This window comes from Candidatus Chloroploca sp. Khr17 (genome assembly GCF_004138165.1).
Lineage (GTDB): Bacteria > Chloroflexota > Chloroflexia > Chloroflexales > Chloroflexaceae > Chloroploca.
Window position 1 is genome coordinate 68,660 of the sequence record NZ_RYFF01000023.1, and the last position, 18,916, is coordinate 87,575.

At 58.9% G+C, this 18,916-nt stretch carries 12 protein-coding genes and 1 pseudogene; 4 read left to right on the top strand and 9 right to left on the bottom strand.

Annotation, left to right across the window (positions count from 1 at the left end; all coding sequences use genetic code 11):
* Window position 1 precedes the first annotated feature (1 nt).
* The 3 genes from EKD05_RS14450 to EKD05_RS14460 are packed head-to-tail and all read right to left on the bottom strand — an operon-like array spanning window position 2 to window position 3,864.
* On the bottom strand, window positions 2-1,975 hold the full coding sequence (locus tag EKD05_RS14450; protein WP_129673909.1) for a hypothetical protein: 1,974 nt from the start codon (window positions 1,973-1,975) through the stop codon (window positions 2-4).
* On the bottom strand, window positions 1,975-3,483 hold the full coding sequence (locus tag EKD05_RS14455; RefSeq protein WP_129673911.1) for a serine hydrolase: 1,509 nt from the start codon (window positions 3,481-3,483) through the stop codon (window positions 1,975-1,977). The genes EKD05_RS14450 and EKD05_RS14455 overlap by 1 nt, the downstream gene beginning before the upstream one ends.
* Before the next feature lie 57 nt (window positions 3,484-3,540).
* Window positions 3,541-3,864 carry an ATP-dependent Clp protease adaptor ClpS gene (locus EKD05_RS14460; RefSeq protein WP_129673913.1) on the bottom strand — a complete coding sequence of 108 codons (324 nt, stop codon included), beginning with the start codon at window positions 3,862-3,864 and terminating at the stop codon, window positions 3,541-3,543.
* 146 nt (window positions 3,865-4,010) lie between these two features.
* Here EKD05_RS14460 and EKD05_RS14465 point away from each other — a divergent pair, with 146 nt between their 5' ends.
* On the top strand, window positions 4,011-4,973 hold the full coding sequence (locus EKD05_RS14465) for a sodium-dependent bicarbonate transport family permease (protein WP_129673915.1): 963 nt from the start codon (window positions 4,011-4,013) through the stop codon (window positions 4,971-4,973).
* On the top strand, window positions 4,970-6,139 hold the full coding sequence (locus EKD05_RS14470) for an MFS transporter (protein ID WP_129673917.1): 1,170 nt from the start codon (window positions 4,970-4,972) through the stop codon (window positions 6,137-6,139). The genes EKD05_RS14465 and EKD05_RS14470 overlap by 4 nt, the downstream gene beginning before the upstream one ends.
* Before the next feature lie 67 nt (window positions 6,140-6,206).
* Here the strand turns inward: EKD05_RS14470 and EKD05_RS14475 are convergent, their stop codons facing one another.
* Window positions 6,207-7,394, bottom strand: a complete 1,188-nt coding sequence (locus EKD05_RS14475) for a peptidylprolyl isomerase (RefSeq protein WP_129673919.1) — start codon at window positions 7,392-7,394, stop codon at window positions 6,207-6,209.
* Between the two features lie 179 nt (window positions 7,395-7,573).
* A complete protein-coding gene (leuB, locus tag EKD05_RS14480) occupies window positions 7,574-8,665 on the bottom strand; it encodes a 3-isopropylmalate dehydrogenase (protein ID WP_129673921.1) in 1,092 nt (363 codons plus the stop codon).
* 244 nt (window positions 8,666-8,909) lie between these two features.
* Between leuB and EKD05_RS14485 the strand changes: the two genes are divergently transcribed.
* Complete coding sequence (locus EKD05_RS14485) at window positions 8,910-9,137, top strand: hypothetical protein (RefSeq protein ID WP_129673923.1); 228 nt, start codon at window positions 8,910-8,912, stop codon at window positions 9,135-9,137.
* 89 nt (window positions 9,138-9,226) lie between these two features.
* Here the strand turns inward: EKD05_RS14485 and EKD05_RS14490 are convergent, their stop codons facing one another.
* Together EKD05_RS14490 and EKD05_RS14495 are read right to left on the bottom strand one after the other, a co-directional pair.
* Complete coding sequence (locus EKD05_RS14490) at window positions 9,227-12,742, bottom strand: BTAD domain-containing putative transcriptional regulator (protein WP_129673925.1); 3,516 nt, start codon at window positions 12,740-12,742, stop codon at window positions 9,227-9,229.
* A gap of 176 nt (window positions 12,743-12,918) precedes the next feature.
* Window positions 12,919-15,015: a serine/threonine-protein kinase gene (locus EKD05_RS14495; RefSeq protein WP_129673927.1), complete on the bottom strand. Its 2,097-nt coding sequence runs from the start codon at window positions 15,013-15,015 to the stop codon at window positions 12,919-12,921.
* 495 nt (window positions 15,016-15,510) lie between these two features.
* Here EKD05_RS14495 and EKD05_RS14500 point away from each other — a divergent pair, with 495 nt between their 5' ends.
* Window positions 15,511-17,646, top strand: a complete 2,136-nt coding sequence (locus tag EKD05_RS14500) for a VanW family protein (RefSeq protein ID WP_240695785.1) — start codon at window positions 15,511-15,513, stop codon at window positions 17,644-17,646.
* Window positions 17,647-17,708: 62 nt separating this feature from the next.
* Here the strand turns inward: EKD05_RS14500 and EKD05_RS14505 are convergent, their stop codons facing one another.
* Both EKD05_RS14505 and EKD05_RS25785 read right to left on the bottom strand, forming a co-directional pair.
* The gene (locus EKD05_RS14505) at window positions 17,709-18,137 is read right to left on the bottom strand and encodes a CBS domain-containing protein (protein WP_240695786.1); all 429 of its coding nucleotides are present in this window, start codon (window positions 18,135-18,137) and stop codon (window positions 17,709-17,711) included.
* A gap of 80 nt (window positions 18,138-18,217) precedes the next feature.
* Window positions 18,218-18,916: pseudogene (locus EKD05_RS25785) on the bottom strand (hypothetical protein); the annotation flags it as partial.

Genomic DNA, 18,916 nt, shown 5'->3' on the forward strand with positions numbered 1-18,916 from the left:
CCTATGCATTCATCTGCTTGAGTTGCGCCAGGGCCTGCCCTTCCAGACGTTTGATCTCGGCCTGCAACCGCTCGCTCTCGCTTGCAATCGCAACCAGCCGATCTTCCTGCTGGTTCAGGGTCGCCACATACCGCTGTCGCAGCGCACCTTCGTCGCCCTCGCGCCCAAGCGGTTGCAGGTTGCCCTGGATCTGGCGCTGATGTTGCCCAATCTTTTCACGCTCTTGCTCAAGTTGGCGGATCTGCGCCTGGGCCTGATCGGCCTGTTGATAAAGCGTCAAGACCGCCCCGAGCGCCTGCACCACCTCGGCAGTAAGCAGGCGATCCCGTAGAAAGGACCGCAACTGTGCCCCGGTAAGGCCGCGTACCCGCTCTTGTCGTCGCACCAAGCGCCGTTCCGTCACCTCAAAGCTCGTCAAAGTGTGCGGCGCACAGGCCACCCGCCAGCGTCCATAGCCCGCACTCGTCTCATCGGGTTGACGCGGCCCGGCAACCTCATAGTCTTGCATCAAGCCATGGTCAAGCGTTACGTCGGTCTCTTGGTCGCCATTATTTGTGATTTGATACGTGGTCATCGCGAGATCATGCTCTTCAAAGACCGCATATTCATCTTTGATGCTGATTCCAATCAACTGACGGTTACTCCGCCGCCGTTCTTCCACCGCAATGCCCAATTCCACGGCATAGGCCACAATCAACTCGCCACCAACGCGGGTAAAGGGCAGCACCGCCTCGCCAGCATAATCACCATCTTCGAGAATGGTCGCCGGGCCACGCTCAAGCGTCAGACCCGTCGCATTGGTCAGCCGCAACGAGGCCACCGGATGGCGCGGTTGCTTGGCTCCATTGTAGAGCAATTCGCGCCGGGCGGGCAGGCGCTGACTCACAATCGGCACCATCGCCGACTGCCCCCGCCCCACACTCACCGGATGCGCGACGTGATACGCAAAAAGCGCCCCTCGCTCGTCACCAGTCGCCGCACTCTGCACCGACGCTTCCAGCCGATCAGCCTGCAACTTCGGACTGCTGCGCATCGCCGCCATCGGCATCGGCTCACGACCTGTCGCCATGCCATCGTCCATGTAACTGACCATGCCCATCGCCGGCATCGGTGGCTCAAACATGATCGGGGCCGCCACGGTACGCTCTTCATCTTCCACCAGGGGGCGCTCGGGGGTGTGAGGTTCATAGAGCCGGTAGCGGAAAGAGACCGGCATCCCCGCCATCAAGGTCAACTCCACCCCTTCGAGGTCTTCTTCGAGCTGGTTATCAAAGAGCCCCCAGCCCTGCAGCAGTACAAATGCATCGCTAGCGCCGGCCCCACCCTGGTAATCAGCAGGCGTCCCTTCATAAAGCAGCCGATAGCTAACGCGCCACGCCGGGGCCGGGGCAATATAGCCAACCAGCAGATCATGGTCACCAGGGCTCAACCGCACCGTCGCCACCCGGCGCTGTTCGTCACTCTGCGCCGCCCGCAAAAAATAGCTCAGATCGGACGCAGCGGCATCATCAAGCAATTCAAGCTGCACCAGGCGCTTGAGCGACAGCGTCACAACCTGGCGCGTCTCGGGGACATACAGCGAAACCTGCGCCCGTTGTAACGGCTCCTCGCTCTCATAATCCACGCCAACCACCAAGCCCTCATAGCTCGTCTCGGCCGTCTTCTTTTCACCGGTCGTCACACGCAAACGCACCTGCCGCCCGCGCAGATCCCGCAACAGATCCAGCAGGCTCAACTGATCCGAAAGCTTGATACTGCCCCGCGCCAGCCGGGCCGCCTGATCTTCCGGCGTCTCAAAGGCCACGCCAAGTACCTGCCCGGCCCCAAGATCAAGCGCAACCAGACTCTTGAGCAGATCATCCATCGCCTCGTGGGGCACACTCAGCGCCAGTTGCTCACCAGTATAGGCCCCACGGCGCTCAAAATAGCCCACGCCATGCTTGAACATGATCAACCGGGTTAATGGCAGGTTCATTACTCCTCCTCAGTTATGTCAAGCCTAATGGGATTGTACGCCGTATAGGCGAGACGGGAAAATGACGCCACGAGGGGGGCCATCACTTCATCGGCCCACAAATACTGACCAGGCAGCAACGGCCGATAAAGATAGATCGCCAACACATAGTCACCCCCGGGTGAACGCACGATGCCCACATCACTCTGCATTGTCTCGATCCAGCCACTCTTATGCTCAACCCTGACACCCTCGGGCACCCCGGCCACCATCCGTGTCGTATCTTCATTCTTCGCAAGCCAATCGAGCATCTCGGTACATCGTGACGGCGTCAGTTTGTCAAACAGTTCAAGCAACTCGCCCTCACCCTGGGCACACTGATCGATCAACTGATACAAGCGCGCCATGCTCTCGGGTTCAGCGCGCAGACATGATCCCGTCTCAGTAAAGGGCGCTTCGCCGACCCGACCTTCCGGGCCACAGCGAAAGCTTGGTTTGTAGACCCGAATATAATCACTAGCCTCAAAAGGCACAAAGAGGTAGGTATGCCGCAAACCAAGTTGCTCTTCGAGCATCACGCTCATCGCATCGGCACCAAGAAACGCATATTCAGTGCCACGAGCACCGGCGGCTGCCGCAAGCACATCATTTGAAGCTAGATTATCACTCTCGGTGATCATCGCCTCGATCGCCGCCTCGGTGTCTTCATCAAACTCGTCAAGCTGGGTATATGCATAGAGCAGAATGGCCGCCTTGATCGTACTCGCCCCCGCAAACACGGTGCGATCATTGAGGCCGATGCTTTCACCCGTGGCAAGATCGATCAGATGCACCCCAACAATGCCAGGCCAGGCTTCATCCATTGCGACCAACTCGTCCCGCACCTGCTCAAGCGAGATCACCGGCACCTCAGGATCTTCTACCAGTTCCAACTCAATCACACCCGGCTCGGCCTCTTCCAGGGCGGCCCGAATCTGCCTCATCGCTGCATCAAGATCGAGCGTCAGCCCTGGCGTATAGGCAAAACTTCGCGAGATCGTCGCTGTGTCGGTCAGCACGCTCACTGTCGGCGCACGGTCAACCTCACCAGCCAGCGCCGCCAGCCGTTCACCGAGCGCCTCTTCGTCAAACACGACCCGCAGCGGGAGCGTAACCGGACGCGCATCACCCAGCCCATCCAGGGCCTCTTCCAGCAAGGCCTCGGCTGAATGTTGTAACCCGATATCATCAGGCTGAATCGTCAACCGGGCCGAACCCGCCCGTAGCTTGAGTGGTGACGGCACCGGCAACTGCTCACGCAAAAGGGTCAGCGCAGCCGCTTGATCAAGCCCGCCCACGTCAACCCCACCGAGTGACGAACCAACGGCAAAAACCGGTAACGGGGTCGCAGTAGGCACCGGGGTTGCCGCAGCAGCAGCAGACGTGGGTACCGTCGTGGAAGTGACGGCGAGCGAAGGGGCAGCCGAGGTACAACCCGTCAGCAGGATCAACAGACACAGTCCGATGGCGGCAAAACGTGGCCGATACATCGTTCCTCCCTAAGACAGCTAGTGAAGTGACGAGCCAGAACAAGCCCTATCCATGCTCTACACATCAGGCTCAAGATAAAATGTGAGGGGGTAACCTTCTTCGCGGGCAGTGTGATGGGCATTGTAGATGCGCTCTTGCGCCTCGGCAAAGGGCAAAATCGTCACCAGCGCACGGCCTTCGTGGTGCGCAGTCAACATGATACTCATTGATCGATCAAATTCCAGATCAAAAAAGATGCGCAGTATCACCACAACAAAATCCATTGGCGTGACATCATCATTTTCGATAATAACCCGATAGGGCTTCTCGAGATCGTCACGTTCAGCAACAACAAAAGTAACGGTTGGCGTTACTGTTACTTCTGGATCATGCGTGGTCACGCTGCGTCCCTCCGCCTGAGCAATCCGCTTCCTTCCACCTGCCGCTAGCAGTATAGCATACCTGTACCAGCACCGTTACTTGCACTGATGCGAGGCTCAGAGTATTATTACCCTCACCACCCTGGTGTTCGCAACAAGGAGTTGATGTGGAGATCCTCGATCTGGTACGCCTCAATTTGCTCTCGCCGATGGTGCTTGCCTTTGTGCTCGGGGTCATTGCAACCCTGGTACGGAGTGATTTGAAATTCCCTGAAGAGCTGTATACCGGTTTGTCGATCTACCTGTTGCTGTCGATCGGCCTCAAGGGAGGGGCTGAGCTATCCGAGACCCCCCTTGGCTCTTTCTGGGGTCCAGCGCTCGCAACCCTGGCCCTGGGTATCCTGATTCCTATTGTGGCCTACGTCGTCTTACGCCGCCTCGGCAAGTTCGAGATCGCTGATGCCGCCGCCCTCGCGGCTCACTATGGCTCGGTCTCAGCCGTGACCTTTGCCGCCGTCCAGACGTTTCTCCAGGTGCTTGAGGTCCCCTACGAGGGGTTTATGCCCACGTTGGTGGCCATCCTCGAGGTGCCTGCCATCATCGTCGCCCTTTTGATTGCTCGGGTTGCCCTGGGCCAGCGCGGTGAATGGGGCGAGGTCTTTCGTGAATTGCTTGCCGGCAAAAGCATTCTGCTCTTGCTCGGCGGCATGGTGATCGGGACACTGGCGGGCAAGGACGGCCTCGCCCAGGTTGCACCCCTCTTTGTTGATCCCTTCCGTGGTGTCCTGACTCTCTTCTTGCTCGAGATGGGCATGGTGGCAGCGCGTCGTTTCCGCGATCTCCGCAAGGTGGGGGCTTTTTTGATCGTCTTTGGCATCGTGATGCCGATTATCAATGGCACCCTGGGCATCTGGTTTGGCAGCATCGTCGGGCTCTCGGCTGGCGGGGCCGTCGTCCTTGGCACCCTGGCAGCCAGTGCGTCGTATATCGCGGCCCCCGCTGCCGTTCGGATCGCGTTGCCCCAGGCCAATCCGAGCTACTACCTGACGGCTTCGCTCGCGATTACGTTCCCTTTTAATCTCGCCATCGGCATTCCGCTTTACTATGGGCTTTCAGGGTTGTTTTATTGAACCGGCGTACCCACTTGCTGGGGCCGGTGCTCGCCCTGGCGCTCTTGCCCTCAAGTTTTACTGCCGCCGCGCTGCCCCTGCTCCGTGACGAGTGGGCAACCAGTGCCGCCGGGATTGGCTGGGTCTTTGCCGCCTATCAGGCTGGCTATGTCTTGAGTGTGTTGATCATCTTGCCCCTGACCGACCGCCTTCCGTCTGGGGTGGTGATCGGGGGTTGCACCATCGCCACCAGCCTCGCCTTTGTCCTCTTCCCATTTGGCGCAAACGATATCTGGAGTGCCTCGGCGATTCGGTTCGTCGCGGGTTTGGGCCTCGCCGGGATCTATATGCCCGGAACCCGCGTCGTAGCCGCCAGTGCCCCGCCTGAACGTCGTGGCCTCTTTGTCGGCTCGTACGTGTCGTCGTTTTACCTCGGGGGGGCGATCTCGCTCTGGGCGAGTGGCATGTTGCTCGGCTGGATGCCCTGGCGCCAGGCCGCCCTGCTGCTCGGCTTGCTCTCGCTCATCGCGCTGCCCCTCGCCCTCGTTGCCACCCGTGGGGTGGCCGCCCCGACAGGCCAAAGCGGGCGCCTTGATCCGCGGGTCTTACGCGAGGGGCCCGTTACCCGCACCATCCTTGGCTATACCGGGCACGCCTGGGAACTCTATATTTCACGTGGTTGGATGGCGGCGTTTCTCGCAGCAGCCCTGGTTGCCCAGGGGCTCGAACCAACCGAAGCAACCGCCCAAGGCAGTCAATGGGCCGCCTTGATGGCCGGGCTTGGCATGCCCGGGGTCTTCTTTGGCGGCTGGTTCTCGGATCGCATCGGGCGTCCCCAGGCCGCCCTGAGCATCGCGCTCGCCAGTGGGGTCATCTCGCTCGGCTTTGGCTTTCTCGGTGGCGCATCGTGGGGGTTCCTGGTCGCTATCGGGTGTCTCTACGGCTTTCTCATCTCGGCCGACTCGGCCATCTATTCGACCGCGATCACCGAACTCGCCCCCCGTGAACGCCTCGGCTCAGCCCAGGCACTTCAAGCCTTCATTGGCTTTGGCGCAACGATCCTTGCCCCGGTTGTCGCTGGCTGGATGCTCGACCTGAACCTCGGCTGGGGCTCCGTCTTTGCCCTCGGCGGCCTCATGAGCATTGGCCTTGGCCTGCCGCTGATCCGACTAATCCGCCGGAAATAGGTGCAGAGCATCAAGCGCAAACGAAAAAAAGCCAGCATAGCTGGCTTTTTTTCGTTTGCTCATAAACTCACTGCGTCTCGGGCAAACTCACCAGTTGATCCGCAGGGACAATGATCCTGATCAACTGATTTGCCTCGGCGTTCGCCTGCAATTCCTCAATCCAGGGAATAAAGCTCTCGGCAAAGGCCTGTTGCCCCCCCGTCGACTGAAGGAAATCAGCACTCTCAAACGGACGCACCTGAGCCTCGTCGAGCAACTGGATGATATGCCAGCCGAAGTCACTCTCGACTAGGCGAATTTCGCCAGCCTGCATGCTAAAAATGGCCTCTTCAAACTCGGGCACAAAAACCCCACGCGGGGCCCAACCTAATTCGCCGCCAGCATCTTTCGAGCCAGGATCATCCGAACGCTCGGCAGCCAGCGCAACAAAGTCGGCACCCTCATTCAACTGCACAAGCAGAGCCTCAGCCTCGGCCTTGAGCTCGGTGGTCTCAGTCACACCATTGCTGGCAAGCAAAATATGGCGTGCCCGCGCCTGCTCGGCGACCGTATGCTCGAGGATCATCTGTTCAACAATATAATCACGCGCCAACAGACGACGCAGATTCGCCTCGTCACCAACCTCTACCGCCACGAGAAACTCCTGAAAGAGGGCATCGTCCCCACCAGCCTGCGATTGCTTGATCTCTTCCACCTGCTGATCAATCGCAGCCTCATCAACCACAACCCCCTCTTGGCTCGCCTGTTGCACCACCAGTTCGATCTGGATCAACTGCTCAAGCAGCGGCGCAGGCTCGGAACCAGGTTGGTAGAGCCGAACAAAATCGCCTCGCGTGATCACCCCTTCGCCTACCTCAACAATCACTTCAGTGCTATCGGCACTGCCAATCGCGGTCAGCAAGGGCATCTGTTCAGGCAACGCCCCTTCGGGCAAACCTTCCGGGGCAAGCTCTTCAACCGTTGGTGTCACCTGTGCCGTTTCCGTCGGTGTCTGGGGTGACATCAGAAAAGCGATGCCCACACCAACTGCAATCAGCACTACAAGCGCAACCAAGATGATTGCCACAGGTGGACGCGACGAGCCACCTGTTTCTGGCTCAGGCGCATCATCTGTCTCGTCCTCATACGAGGTCGAACGCCCACTTCCATCATACGCAAACCCTCGCCGTGACGTGCCCTGATCTGCCCCAGGTGCATCATGCTCCGGCGTCCCATCCGGCTCCAAGCCGGGTTCTTTTGATTGATCGTCAGTCAAGATCTACTCCCTCATAAACCTGTTCTCGCAGAGACTATACCACAAGTTGATGAGAGAAAGATTGGAAAAGCTCAGGGAGCCGTCAGACCTGCCAGGTGTGCGCCGCAGCACTCCATTGGATGCCGGAAAGGTTGCCCGGCGCACACCTGGCAGGTCTCCCGCGGGGGGGCCTAACCAACTTACCTGGCTTGGGCGTACATCACCAGGCGCGCCGCCACCGCATCACCGACAGCAGCCGTCGTCTGAGGCTGTTGACCAGGACGAACAAGATCACCCGTCACCAATCCCTCTTCAAGCACCGCACTCACCGCTGCCTCAACCGCACGGGCTTCGTCTTCCAGGCCTAATGAGTGGCGCAACAAGAGCGCGACACTCAAAATCATTGCCAGCGGATTCGCCTTGCCCTGACCAGCAATATCCGGGGCCGAACCATGGATCGGTTCATAGAGACCCTTGTTGCCCTCGCCAAGCGAGGCCGACGGCAGCATCCCCATCGAGCCGGCCAGCATGCTCGCCTCGTCGGTCAGGATATCGCCAAACATATTCTCGGTGACAATCACATCAAAATCTGACGGACGCCGCAGCAGATGCATGGCACAGGCATCAACCAGCATCCAATCAAACTGAAGATCGGCAAACTCGGTCTGCATCAAGTGGGTCGTCACACTCCGCCAGAGCCGACTCGTCTCCAGGACATTGGCTTTATCCACCAGCGTCAGATGGCCGCGACGCTTGCGCGCCAGTTCAGCCGCGACCCGCACCACACGCACAATCTCGGCTTCGCTATAGATACAGAGATCGCTTGCCCACTCACCAGCGGCATCGCGCTCACGCCGTTTCTCACCAAAATAGATCCCGCCAGTCAGTTCACGCACCACCAGCAGATCAACCCCCTCCAGGCGTTCGCGACGCAACGGCGACGCATCAACCAGCAACGGATGCACCGTCACCGGACGCAGATTCGCAAAGAGGCCCAGCGCTTTGCGAATGCCCAGCAAGCCCTGTTCAGGGCGCACCTTCGCCGTCGGATCGTCCCACTTTGGGCCGCCCACCGCCCCGAGCAGCACCGCATCAGCCGCCACACACGTCTCGACCGTCGCAGGCGGCAAGGCAACCCCAGTCTCATCAATGGCAATGCCGCCAATCAACGCCTCGGGCAACGCAAATGTATGCCCAAAGCCCTGACCAACGCCATGCAGCACCTTCACACCCTCGGCCACGACCTCAGGCCCAATCCCATCACCCGCCAGAACTGCAATTGTTGCCTTCACAAAAACCTCTCACTCTGCTTTGTGGGAAACAGCAGCGTTCCCACACCTTCATCCTGGTAATACCACCGTTACAGGTAGATTGTATCCTAAGAGCAAGGATTCCTGCGCAGCGCGGATCTTCCCAGAGGGTCGGGAAAGGCAAGGCATCTAAACACCCGATGCGCAAGGCACCAGCAATTAGGATACAAACGCCAGCACGATATATGATTTAGTTACCAGAGGCAGTCACCACAGGGGAAGTTCTATGAGTACACGTAGGGTCGAGTCATTTCTGCTACGCATCGTCGTCCCATCTGACGAAGCCCAGCTACCCGAACGATGGCGTGGGCGCATTCAGCACGTTGCCAGTGGCGAAGAACAGCAGATCAACGAAATAGCCCAGGCGATTACCTTTATGAGTGAACACCTCTGCCCCATGCGCGAATTTCTGCTCGAGATTGAGCATCCACCGCAAAACCAATCCTTGCCGTAACCCTCCAACGAGGGTTCGCATGCCACCACATCAGGGCACCATCCGCTCGTCACCCTGAGCAGCGACATAGCCAGTGCAAAGGAGCACGCTCATGCACCACTGCGGATCATTTCATAGAACTCAACCGTTTCGGGGAGTGGCTCAACACCAAGTTCATCAGCCAGAACAGCCACACAACGTGCATAGAGTCGTAACGCCGTTGTCCGTTCACCGAGACCACTGTAGGCACGCATCAGCAACTGATACGCTTCTTCCTGGGCTTTATCATGCTCAAGCACCCGCCATGCCAGGCCGATGGCCTCATGCGCACGCCCGTCGGCAATCAATAATTTGCCAAGGTTGAGCGAAGCTTCGGTAAAGAGTAACCCCAAGCGCTCGCGCTCGACAACAGACCAATCCTCGTAGAGACAATCCGGCAAGAAGGTGCCCCCATAGAGCGAAAGCGCTGTCCGGAAGGCCTGCATAGCCTCTTCGGGTTGCTGATAATAGAGGGCACGCCGACCTTCTTCCACTGCCACCGTAAATTCAGCTGCATCGTAGGTGTGATCGCTGTCACTATTGAAGCCATAGGTGTCACCCTGTTGCAGAATATAGTAGGTAGGTGCACCATCTGGTCGTTGTGGTTCAATCGCTTTGATCAAACGACTAAACGTAACCCGCAGATTATTCGCCGCCGACTCAACCTCCAACCCGGGCCAGAGCATATCCATAATGCGTTCGCGGGGCAACATCCGCCCACGCTCCACCAGCAAAAGTTGGAGCAACTGGCGGGCCTTGATGCTTCGCCAATCCCGATCACGGATCTCTATCTCGCCTCGCCACACGCCAAAAGCCCCCATCGTCCGAATATGCAGGCGATACGTGGGACGATAGACAAGGCGTTCGAGGGCGCGCTCGGCGGCACGACGCACGAGGGGTTGACGGTCGCGGGCCATCGAACGCAACGCGGCATAGGCCGTAGCAGCCCCAAGATCCCCAAGCAACCCGGCAATCCGGGCACGCATCGCCGGTGGCTGCTGCCGATCCAGGATGCTCAGCAGCAACGCCGGAGCTTCGTCGTGCAACTGGTTCGCAAGCACCGCACGCACCGCATTCGGGGCAAGATCAAGGCGAATCGCGCCAATAACGGCTTCAACCACAACATGGTTGGGCAAAGCCGGCAAAAAGCAGAAGCCGTGCAACTCACACAACTCCCACCCACTCTGGAGCGCATTCAAGCGTACCGCCTCCACCCCGCGACGGGCCGCAAGTGACGAACGATAGATCTGGGCTGCCGCCAGAAAGAGCCCGTCCCCACGCCGGATCATCTCGGAAGTCAGGTCATTGGCAAGCAACGCCGCACGTTCAGGTTCGCCACCTTCGCCAAGCGTCACCAACAGGTAGAGTTGCAACCAGAGATCGTGCGTACCAAAGGACGAGAGAGCGAGTGGGCCTGCATTTGGCAGATTACCCGTACGCATGGCAGCGAGACTCTCGACCTGATCCTCGCCAACAACCCGAGCGAGGCGCACCAGATCCAGCGCGGCGGCGGCAGCGCTAGCCTCCTGACCAGTCTGCAAACAGGTATACGTATCAATCACCTGCGTACGGGCCAACAACGACGCCGTGCCGCTCGTATGCGCAGCACTCCGGGCACGCGCCGTGTACGTGGCCGCCTCATCGAGACGCCCCTGCTCAACCAGCAACAACGCCAGATAGGCCCCACTCACCCCGATCACACTCTCTTGGGCATAGGCACTCAGGCGACGATGGGCATCAAGAGCCATGTTGACGGCCTCGCTGATGCGGCCCTGCTGATAGAGCGCCAGCGCTTTGAGCAAGACCAGACTCTGGTGCAGGCGATCGTCTCGATCAACCTGGGGCATTTCAAGCGCCTGCGTAATCGCCACAATCGCCGCATCGGGATAGCCCTGCTGCGTATGGATCGAGGCAACAATCATCGCCAGCAGCCACTGCCAGAAGACACTCCGCGGATGATGCGACGCATGTTCGGCCACCCGCAACGCCGCCGCATAGCGCCCCCGACTATAGAGCAAGGCTGCCGTCGAAGCCAGAGCCGCCCCTCGGGCCCAGGCATCACGCACATGATTCGCTGAGTGTACCGCACGAATGCAGACCCCGGCAAAGTCGCCGGGGCGATCTTCCCAGAAGATCAACGAAGCCATGTCACTCAGGGCGCGCAGTTCACGCTGATAATTGCCCTCTTGCCGATAGAGTTCAGCTGCCTGGCTGATCGCCTGCAGGGCCTGGTCGCGCGCACTAGACGCCATACTCCAGCCCCACATGTGCAACAATTCAGGATCATGCTCACGTTGCGCGGCAGGTAAGCGCTCAAGCCAGGCACGAATACTATCACGACGCGGCGTATCAATCAACGGCCACGCTCGCCGACGCAAGGCACCCACCAGCGCCTCATCATTGCCAGCCGCCGCATAATGGCTCATCGCGGCTTCAAGCATGCCTAGACGCTCAAAGGCCGCGCCATACCGTTGATGCAGGGCCGCAAGGGTCTCGGCATCAAAAAGTTGCTCGGCCCGCTCACGCAACAGCATGCGCCACAAGGGATGGAACCGATAGGTATGCGTCGGCATCGCATGTGGCTCTACCTCAGCCAGCGGCAAGCCCATCTGCACACTTCGCTCAAGCAGATCCTGCGCATCAGTCCGCGCTAAAACTTCATCCAGCAGATGCACATCAAACTGTTCGGTCAACGCGGCGCGCGCAAGAAAATCGATCACCTCCGCCGGCAGACTCCCAAGCACCTCAGACGCCAGGTAATCAAAGAGGCTGCGCTGATTGCTATCAAGGTTGGTGAGGTAGATCAGGCGTTGGGCGGGAGCATGGCGTACAAGGGTACGCACAGCCATCTGGACACTCAACACCCAGCCTGCCGTCCGTTCAAGCAAGAGATCCAGTTCTTCATCGCTCAACGTCACCCCAACCCGCACCGCCAGCTCAGCCGTCTCGTCCTTGGTCAACAAAAGATCACTCTGTTCAACCTCAACCAGCGACCCCTCGGCACGCATCCGTAATAACGGGGGAATTTCAATCCGACGGCGCGAGGCAATCACCACATGCAGTGACGGAGGTGCCGCACGGAGCAGATAGGCAAGCAGGACATTTGTAATCGGGCCAGACGCAATCTGATGATAATCATCGATCACCAAAAAGCTCGGCATCGTCAGGTGATTCTGGAGATCACTCAACAACGCCCCGGCCACCAGCGGCCAGTCGCGTTCCAGATCAACTGCCGAGTGCAGAATACGCCATGACTCTTCACCAACATTGGGCAAGAGTCGTTGAAACGCCCGTACAAGATAGGCCAGCAACATCGCCGGAGCCTGATCATCGGTCTCAAGCCCCAGCCATGCGACAGCAGCTCCGGTTCGCCTAAGATCAGCAATCCACTGGGCCAGCAGCGTCGTTTTGCCATAGCCCGCCGGGGCCACGACCAGCGTCACCGGGCGCAAACGCACCTCGGCAAGCAGCGCCTGAAGATCAGGCCGTAACAACGCGTGACTCCGTGGGGTAGGGGCGGTCAATTTCAGCGGGAGCAAAGCCATTCCAGCCGCAACAGCTTGTTGGGTATAGGCTACCTGGATCATATCTGTGTCACTCCACGCATCAGCACACCACCACTATCCAAAGCCCGAGCAATTCTTGTCTCACCCTAGCCCCAATATCTTCCAAATAAGACCTCACAGCTCTGCTCATCTGCATTGGGACGCCAGCATCAAGACCTGTGAGGTCTCTTCTCGTCCTTCTTTGAAAAGTATTGACCCTAGCCGACAAAGCTATCATGGAAACGCTCAAAGCGACCGGTATCGTACAGAACGAAAATACTACTCCCCCCGGTTGGCCGGTAATCAGGGGTCCAGATCATCAAGCCACGGTCAAAGAATTGGATCACCCCCAACTGACTACCTTTTAACTCCAACTCGGGGGTCGTTGGCAGACCAAGTTGCTCGCGCACACCGCTCTTATGGAAATAGACCCGCCCAAAGCCGCGCACCGGCTGATTCGGGTCAGTTCCAGGGGTTGGTTCTGGCCCAAGATCAGCGACTTCCTGGGCCGACAACTGGGTATAGTTGCCCCCATTGGTACCATAAAAGACAAAAATATGATCCCGCTTCATATCACGATTCGTGAGATCCCAATAATACATGGTACCAGACTCGAAGAATTGTTGGGCAGCAATCCCGGCACTTTCAGGGGCAACTGGACAACCAAGCCCGGTGCGCACCCCGACATTGTCGGCATACAGTTTACCAAAACCCCGCACCGGCAAACCATTCGGGCAATCCGCCAGCGGTGTTGGCTCAACCTCAGTTGGCGTTACGGGAACCTCGGTTGGTGTTGCCGGTACCTCCGTCGGCACTGGCGGGGTCGTCGGCACCGGCGTTGGGAGTGGCGCCTCAGTCGGTACCGGGGCAGGCGTTGGCTCGGGCGCACCGGTAGCCACCGGCACGCCAGTCGGCTCAGGCATGTCCGTGGGAGGAGGCACGTCAGTCGGCTCAGGCATACCCGTGGGAGCGGGCACGCCTGTTGGCTCAAGAGCCTCGGTGGGAACCTCGGGCGATGGTTCAGCGGTTGAGGCAGGTTCCGTCGCCGTTGCGAACGCCTCTCCTGTCGCCACAGGAAGGGACGTTGCGTCACCAACGATTGGTGGCAACGGGGGAGGAGTTCCCTGATTGGTCTGGGCCAAGACCGACCAGAAGGCAAAGAGACCCCCTCCGGCGAGCAAGGTCATCATCACGACCAGGAACACCAGCAGCATCGTAACAAACGAGCCACGCGCCGGTGTCCCTGGTGGGCGCACAACCCGCCGCTGCGCCGAGGGTCGCGTCAAGGCAATGCCTTGATCATCGTCGCCTGGCCCAGACATATGCCGCGCATCCTGGTTCGGTACCTGCGGTACGCCTGGGGCAACGAGGGTAGCCGCTTCACGGTCAGACGAAGCAAGCGGGGGCAGCCCTCCAACTGGCGAGCCTACCCCGCCCAGTGGTGAAGCGCCAATGAACGCCGGTTGAGCAGACGACAGCAAAGACGTAGCCAGAGCCTGTTTCAGCGCAGCCAAGAGCAATTTGACCGAAGCAAAGCGTTGCGCCGGGTCAGTTGCAGTTGCCTGGGCAACCACAGCATCAACCGCAGGCGACAACGCGGGATTCACGCGCGAAGGGGCCGGCACCTGACCATAGAGATGGCCCATTAACACATCCTGAGTCGTCCCTTCAAAAGCCCGACGCCCCGTCAAGGCCCGAAAGATCACGATGCCAAGGGCATAGACATCAACCCGCGCATCAACAGCACGCCCAGCGATCTGCTCGGGGGCCATATAATCGGGCGTACCAAGCAACATCCCGGTCGTGGTCAGGCCAGGGGTGTCAAGTTGTCGCGCAATGCCAAAGTCAGTCAAGACCGCTCGCTGGCCTTCGGGTGTCGTACTGAGAAAAATATTGCCTGGTTTGATATCCCGATGGATCACACCACGCCGATGGGCATAGTCGAGCGCCTCAACAAGCGGTTCCAGCAGTTGAACCAGCGCAGGCAAATCGACCGTACCAACTTCCTGCAGATACTCTTGCAGCGTACGCCCGGTCAACAACTGCATCGCAATATAGGTCAACCCATTGTGCTCACCGACATCATACACCGCCACAATGCCAGGATGTTCCAGGCTCGCCGCGGTAATCGCCTCACGCGTAAAACGTGCCACCAGCGCCTGATCGTCGCCATACTGTGGATAGAGTAGCTTGAGCGCAACATCACGCTGCAACAGCGTATCAGTTGCACGATAGACCGCCGCCATACCCCCGCGGCCAAGCAACGCTTTTGTCTCATAACGCCCAATGCGCTGATGAAGCAGTGATCCTATCATCGCTATGCCTGCCACTGCCGGGCTATCGCCCTAAAACCCGTTCTTATCCTGTTGTCCGTTCGCCAGGATAAGCAAGATTCTTGGGGCCTGCGGCCTCATACACGTATCTGTTCACACTTGGGGTAAAGGTAAAGCACCACCCTGGGAGCGCGGGCGGCTCGCCCGCTCGGGTCAGGATGCGGGCGAGCCGCCCGCGCTCCCAGGAGCAGGCTGAACACGTACTCATACACATTCAGTTGAGCGCTGCCACCCTAAACATCCGATGTTTTGCTGGTCGCAAGCCCCAACCTCCCCCACATACGCGGGGATAGCAGCGTACTCTATGTTACAATGAGAATTGTAACATAGAGCTTTCTACCCTATAATGAACGGTCTGATATAGAAATATTCGACAGACCTGTTCATCAGACAATCCTCATTGACAAGGTTCCCTCGCTCCACGTATAGTGCGTAAGAGGGGATATGTGTGCCCTGACTATGGCTCAGGAGGTTTCGGTGTCGGTTGATTTTCCTTCATCGTCGCATTCAACAACTGGTGATGGCCAGGATCAGTTGTATCGTATGACCGCCATCCCTGAGGGGGCCGACTGGTCGGCTGACCCTCAGGTGACCGCGCCGGAAGCCAGAACCCGGCCAAAAGCCCGACCACCCCGTCGCCGCGGTCGGATGCTCATCGTCGCCCTGGTCGGCCTCTTATTGCTTACCATTATTGGGACGAGCACCGGGCTTTATTTCTTGAATCAGAGCTACGACGGGCGCATCTATCCGAATGTCAGCATTCGCGGGGTGCAGGTCGGTGAATTGACCGTCGCCGAGGCTGAAGAGGCGATCCAAGCACGGTTTGCCTCGTTCCTGGCTCAGCCTGTGGTGCTTACCTATGGCGATAAGACGTGGATGCCTACGATGGCCGAACTAGGTGTTCGCCTCGAGACAGAACGAGCCGTTGCCGAGGCGATGGCACTTGGCCGCGATCAAGGGGTTTTCACCAACGTGCGCTCTTTCCTGGCGATCTATGAGCAAGGTGTTGAACTGCCACTCCACGTGACGGTGAATCAGACCAGGATGCAGGAATACCTGCTTGCGCGGGTCGCCGAGGTTGAGCAACCTGCCATTGATGCAACCCTGACCCTCAATGGAACGACCCTTGCGACCGCACCGTCAGCGACCGGCCAACAGGTACTGGTAGGCGATACCCTGCAAGAGATTACCGCAGCCATCCAGGCCCTTGATCCCCAGATGATCGCCCTGCGTACACGCACGCTCCAGCCAAGTTTGAGCGACGTAGCGGTGCAAGAGGCTCAGGCAACCATTGATGCACTGCTCGCTGCCCCTCTGACCTTGACGGTTGAAGGATGGACAACACCATTTGTCTGGTCACGCGAAGATATTGCGCGCCTGGTTCGCATTGAACGGGTGAATGGGGCTGAAGGTGATACGCTAGCCGTCTCCCTCGATCAGGATCTCATCAAGGCTGCCCTCGAGCAGATTGGCGCGACGACCGAAAAGGTTGGCCGCTATCCGCGGGTAGCCTGGAATGGTGGCGATCTGCGCATCACTCGCGAAGGGACGAATGGAGAGCGCCTTGATGCGGTGGTAGCACAAGAAATGGTCACGAGTGCCTTGTTCAAGGCCGATGGGCAACGCAATGTAAACTTGCCGATGCGCGAAACAGCCGCTCCAGTGACCGCCGCTAATCTCGGACAACTGGGCCTTCGTGAGTTGCTGTCAGTTGGCCGCAGTGATTTCAGTGGCTCGGCGGCCTACCGCATTACCAATATCCAGGCCGGGATGCGTCTGCTCGATGGGGTTCTGGTCGCCCCTGATGAAGAGTTCTCGTTCAATAATACGATCGGGCGCATTGATGCCTCGAATGGTTTTGTTGAAGGCTACGCGATTGTCCGTAATCGTACCCAGCTTGAATGGGGCGGTGGCATCTGCCAAGACTCGACGACGATGTTCCGGGCCGCCTTCTGGGCTGGCTTGCCCATCACCGAACGCTGGGGCCATTCGTTCTATATCAGCTGGTATGACAAATATGGCTTCGGTGAGTATGGCAATGGTCCAGGGATGGATGCCGCGATTTTCACCGGTGCCCTCGATTTCAAATTCATTAACGATACAGGGAATTGGATCTTGATCCAGACCAATGTTGATACCAACCGTGCGCTGGCCGAGGTGCGTATCTACGGCACAGACGACGGGCGCACGGTTCGCCTCGCTGGCCCCGAAATTACAGATCGCCTGCCAGCCCCAAGCCAGCCTGTCTATGTTGCGGTGCCTGAACAGCCACGGGGCCGCATGCGCCAGAGCGATACCGCACGCGGTGGCATGACGATCAACTTTACCCGCATTATTGAGCGCGATGGCGAAACCACTGAGCGCCGTACGTTTGAAACAAAGTTCCGGCCCTGGCCCAATATTTTTGAAGCCAATCCTGCCGATCTTGGCCCTGATGGTCGTCCGCTCCCACGCGAGACACCAACGCCTGAGCCCGAGGAGGTTCCACCACCACCACCGCCGGGTGAGGAGGTACCGCCCGCACCGGAACCGGCTCCAGAACCGGCTCCAGAACTTCCGCCACCACCGGAACCTCCGCCAGCGCCGGAACCAACTCCCTTGCCCGAAGGATAAAAAAACAATGCTGCCGAGACTATAATCTCGGCAGCATTGTTTTTTATCCTTCGATTGCTGTCTTAGCCTTCACACAACTTCAATACCAGACGATAGACATCGGTTTCAGTGATAATGCCAACAAGCACGTCGTTCTCAACCACTGGTAAACCACTCAGGTGTCGCTGAAGCAGGATTGACACCGCTTCTTTCATCGAGGCATCAGCAAGAACACTGATTGGTTGCTTTGTCATCACTTCCTCAACCACTGTGCCCGCCAAGGCAAAGCGAGCTTCGTGCCAACCCGCCTCACTGCGTTGAAATGAAACAACACCTTCGATATCGCTCCGTGTGATCATCCCAACAAGACGACCATCGGACTCAACCACTGGCAAGCGGTGGACGTTACGATCGCGCATGCGTTCGTATGCCTCGACAGCTGAGGTATCTGGCGCAACAACGATCGGTTGCTTTGTCATCCAATCGCGCACATATGACTTGTGGGCTTCCACTGACCACTCCTTTCAGTCTGTTGACACCATCATAAGTGTAGCACAAGGTGCGCTAGCTTCAGGCTTACACCGTCGTAAACTCATTTTTTTGGGTGAAGGTCGAAGTTGGGACGTCCACCGGGTCGCATCTGGAAACTGCCCCGGCCTCGCCTGGTAACAGGACTGGCGCTACGTACAGGTTTCTTGGTCTCACGCCGACTATCCTGTTGCGACGCTTGATCCTGCTGCTGCGCTGGAGCCTCAGGTGTATCTTGCCGAGGTTGTTGAGGCGCACGTTGTTCACCTGGCGAGACGGTTGCTCGTTCAAGATTCTCTGTACGCTCACTATACCCCTGCTTACGCTCGTTACCACGCAACTCGGGACGAGACTCCTTCTGCGCAGAAGCACCGCGCTCATCACGTCCGGAGCCACCGTAGCTGCGCTCACTCCGCTCGTACCCACGTCCGCCGCGCTCATCACGTCCAGCACCGTACCCACGTCCGCCGCGCTCATCGCCGCGTCCACCACGCTCATCGCTGCGCCCAGGGCCACCGTAGCTCCGCTCGCTCCGCTCGTACCCACGTCCGCCGCGCTCATCACGCCCAGCGCCGTAGCCACGCTCATCGCTGCGTCCGCCACGCTCGTCACGTCCGGGGCCACCGTAGCTCCGCTCGCTCCGCTCGTACCCACGTCCGCCGCGCTCATCACGCCCAGCGCCGTAGCCACGCTCATCGCTGCGTCCGCCACGCTCGTCACGTCCGGGGCCACCGTAGCTCCGCTCGCTCCGCTCGTACCCGCG

Excerpts from the sequence above, each read along its gene's own strand:
- EKD05_RS14495 (WP_129673927.1), bottom strand. The coding sequence starts at position 15,015 with ATGATAGGATCACTGCTTCATCAGCGCATTGGGCGTTATGAGACAAAA.
- EKD05_RS14485 (WP_129673923.1), top strand. The coding sequence starts at position 8,910 with ATGAGTACACGTAGGGTCGAGTCATTTCTGCTACGCATCGTCGTCCCA.
- EKD05_RS14455 (WP_129673911.1), bottom strand. The coding sequence starts at position 3,483 with ATGTATCGGCCACGTTTTGCCGCCATCGGACTGTGTCTGTTGATCCTG.
- EKD05_RS14450 (WP_129673909.1), bottom strand. The coding sequence starts at position 1,975 with ATGAACCTGCCATTAACCCGGTTGATCATGTTCAAGCATGGCGTGGGC.
- EKD05_RS14490 (WP_129673925.1), bottom strand. The coding sequence starts at position 12,742 with ATGATCCAGGTAGCCTATACCCAACAAGCTGTTGCGGCTGGAATGGCT.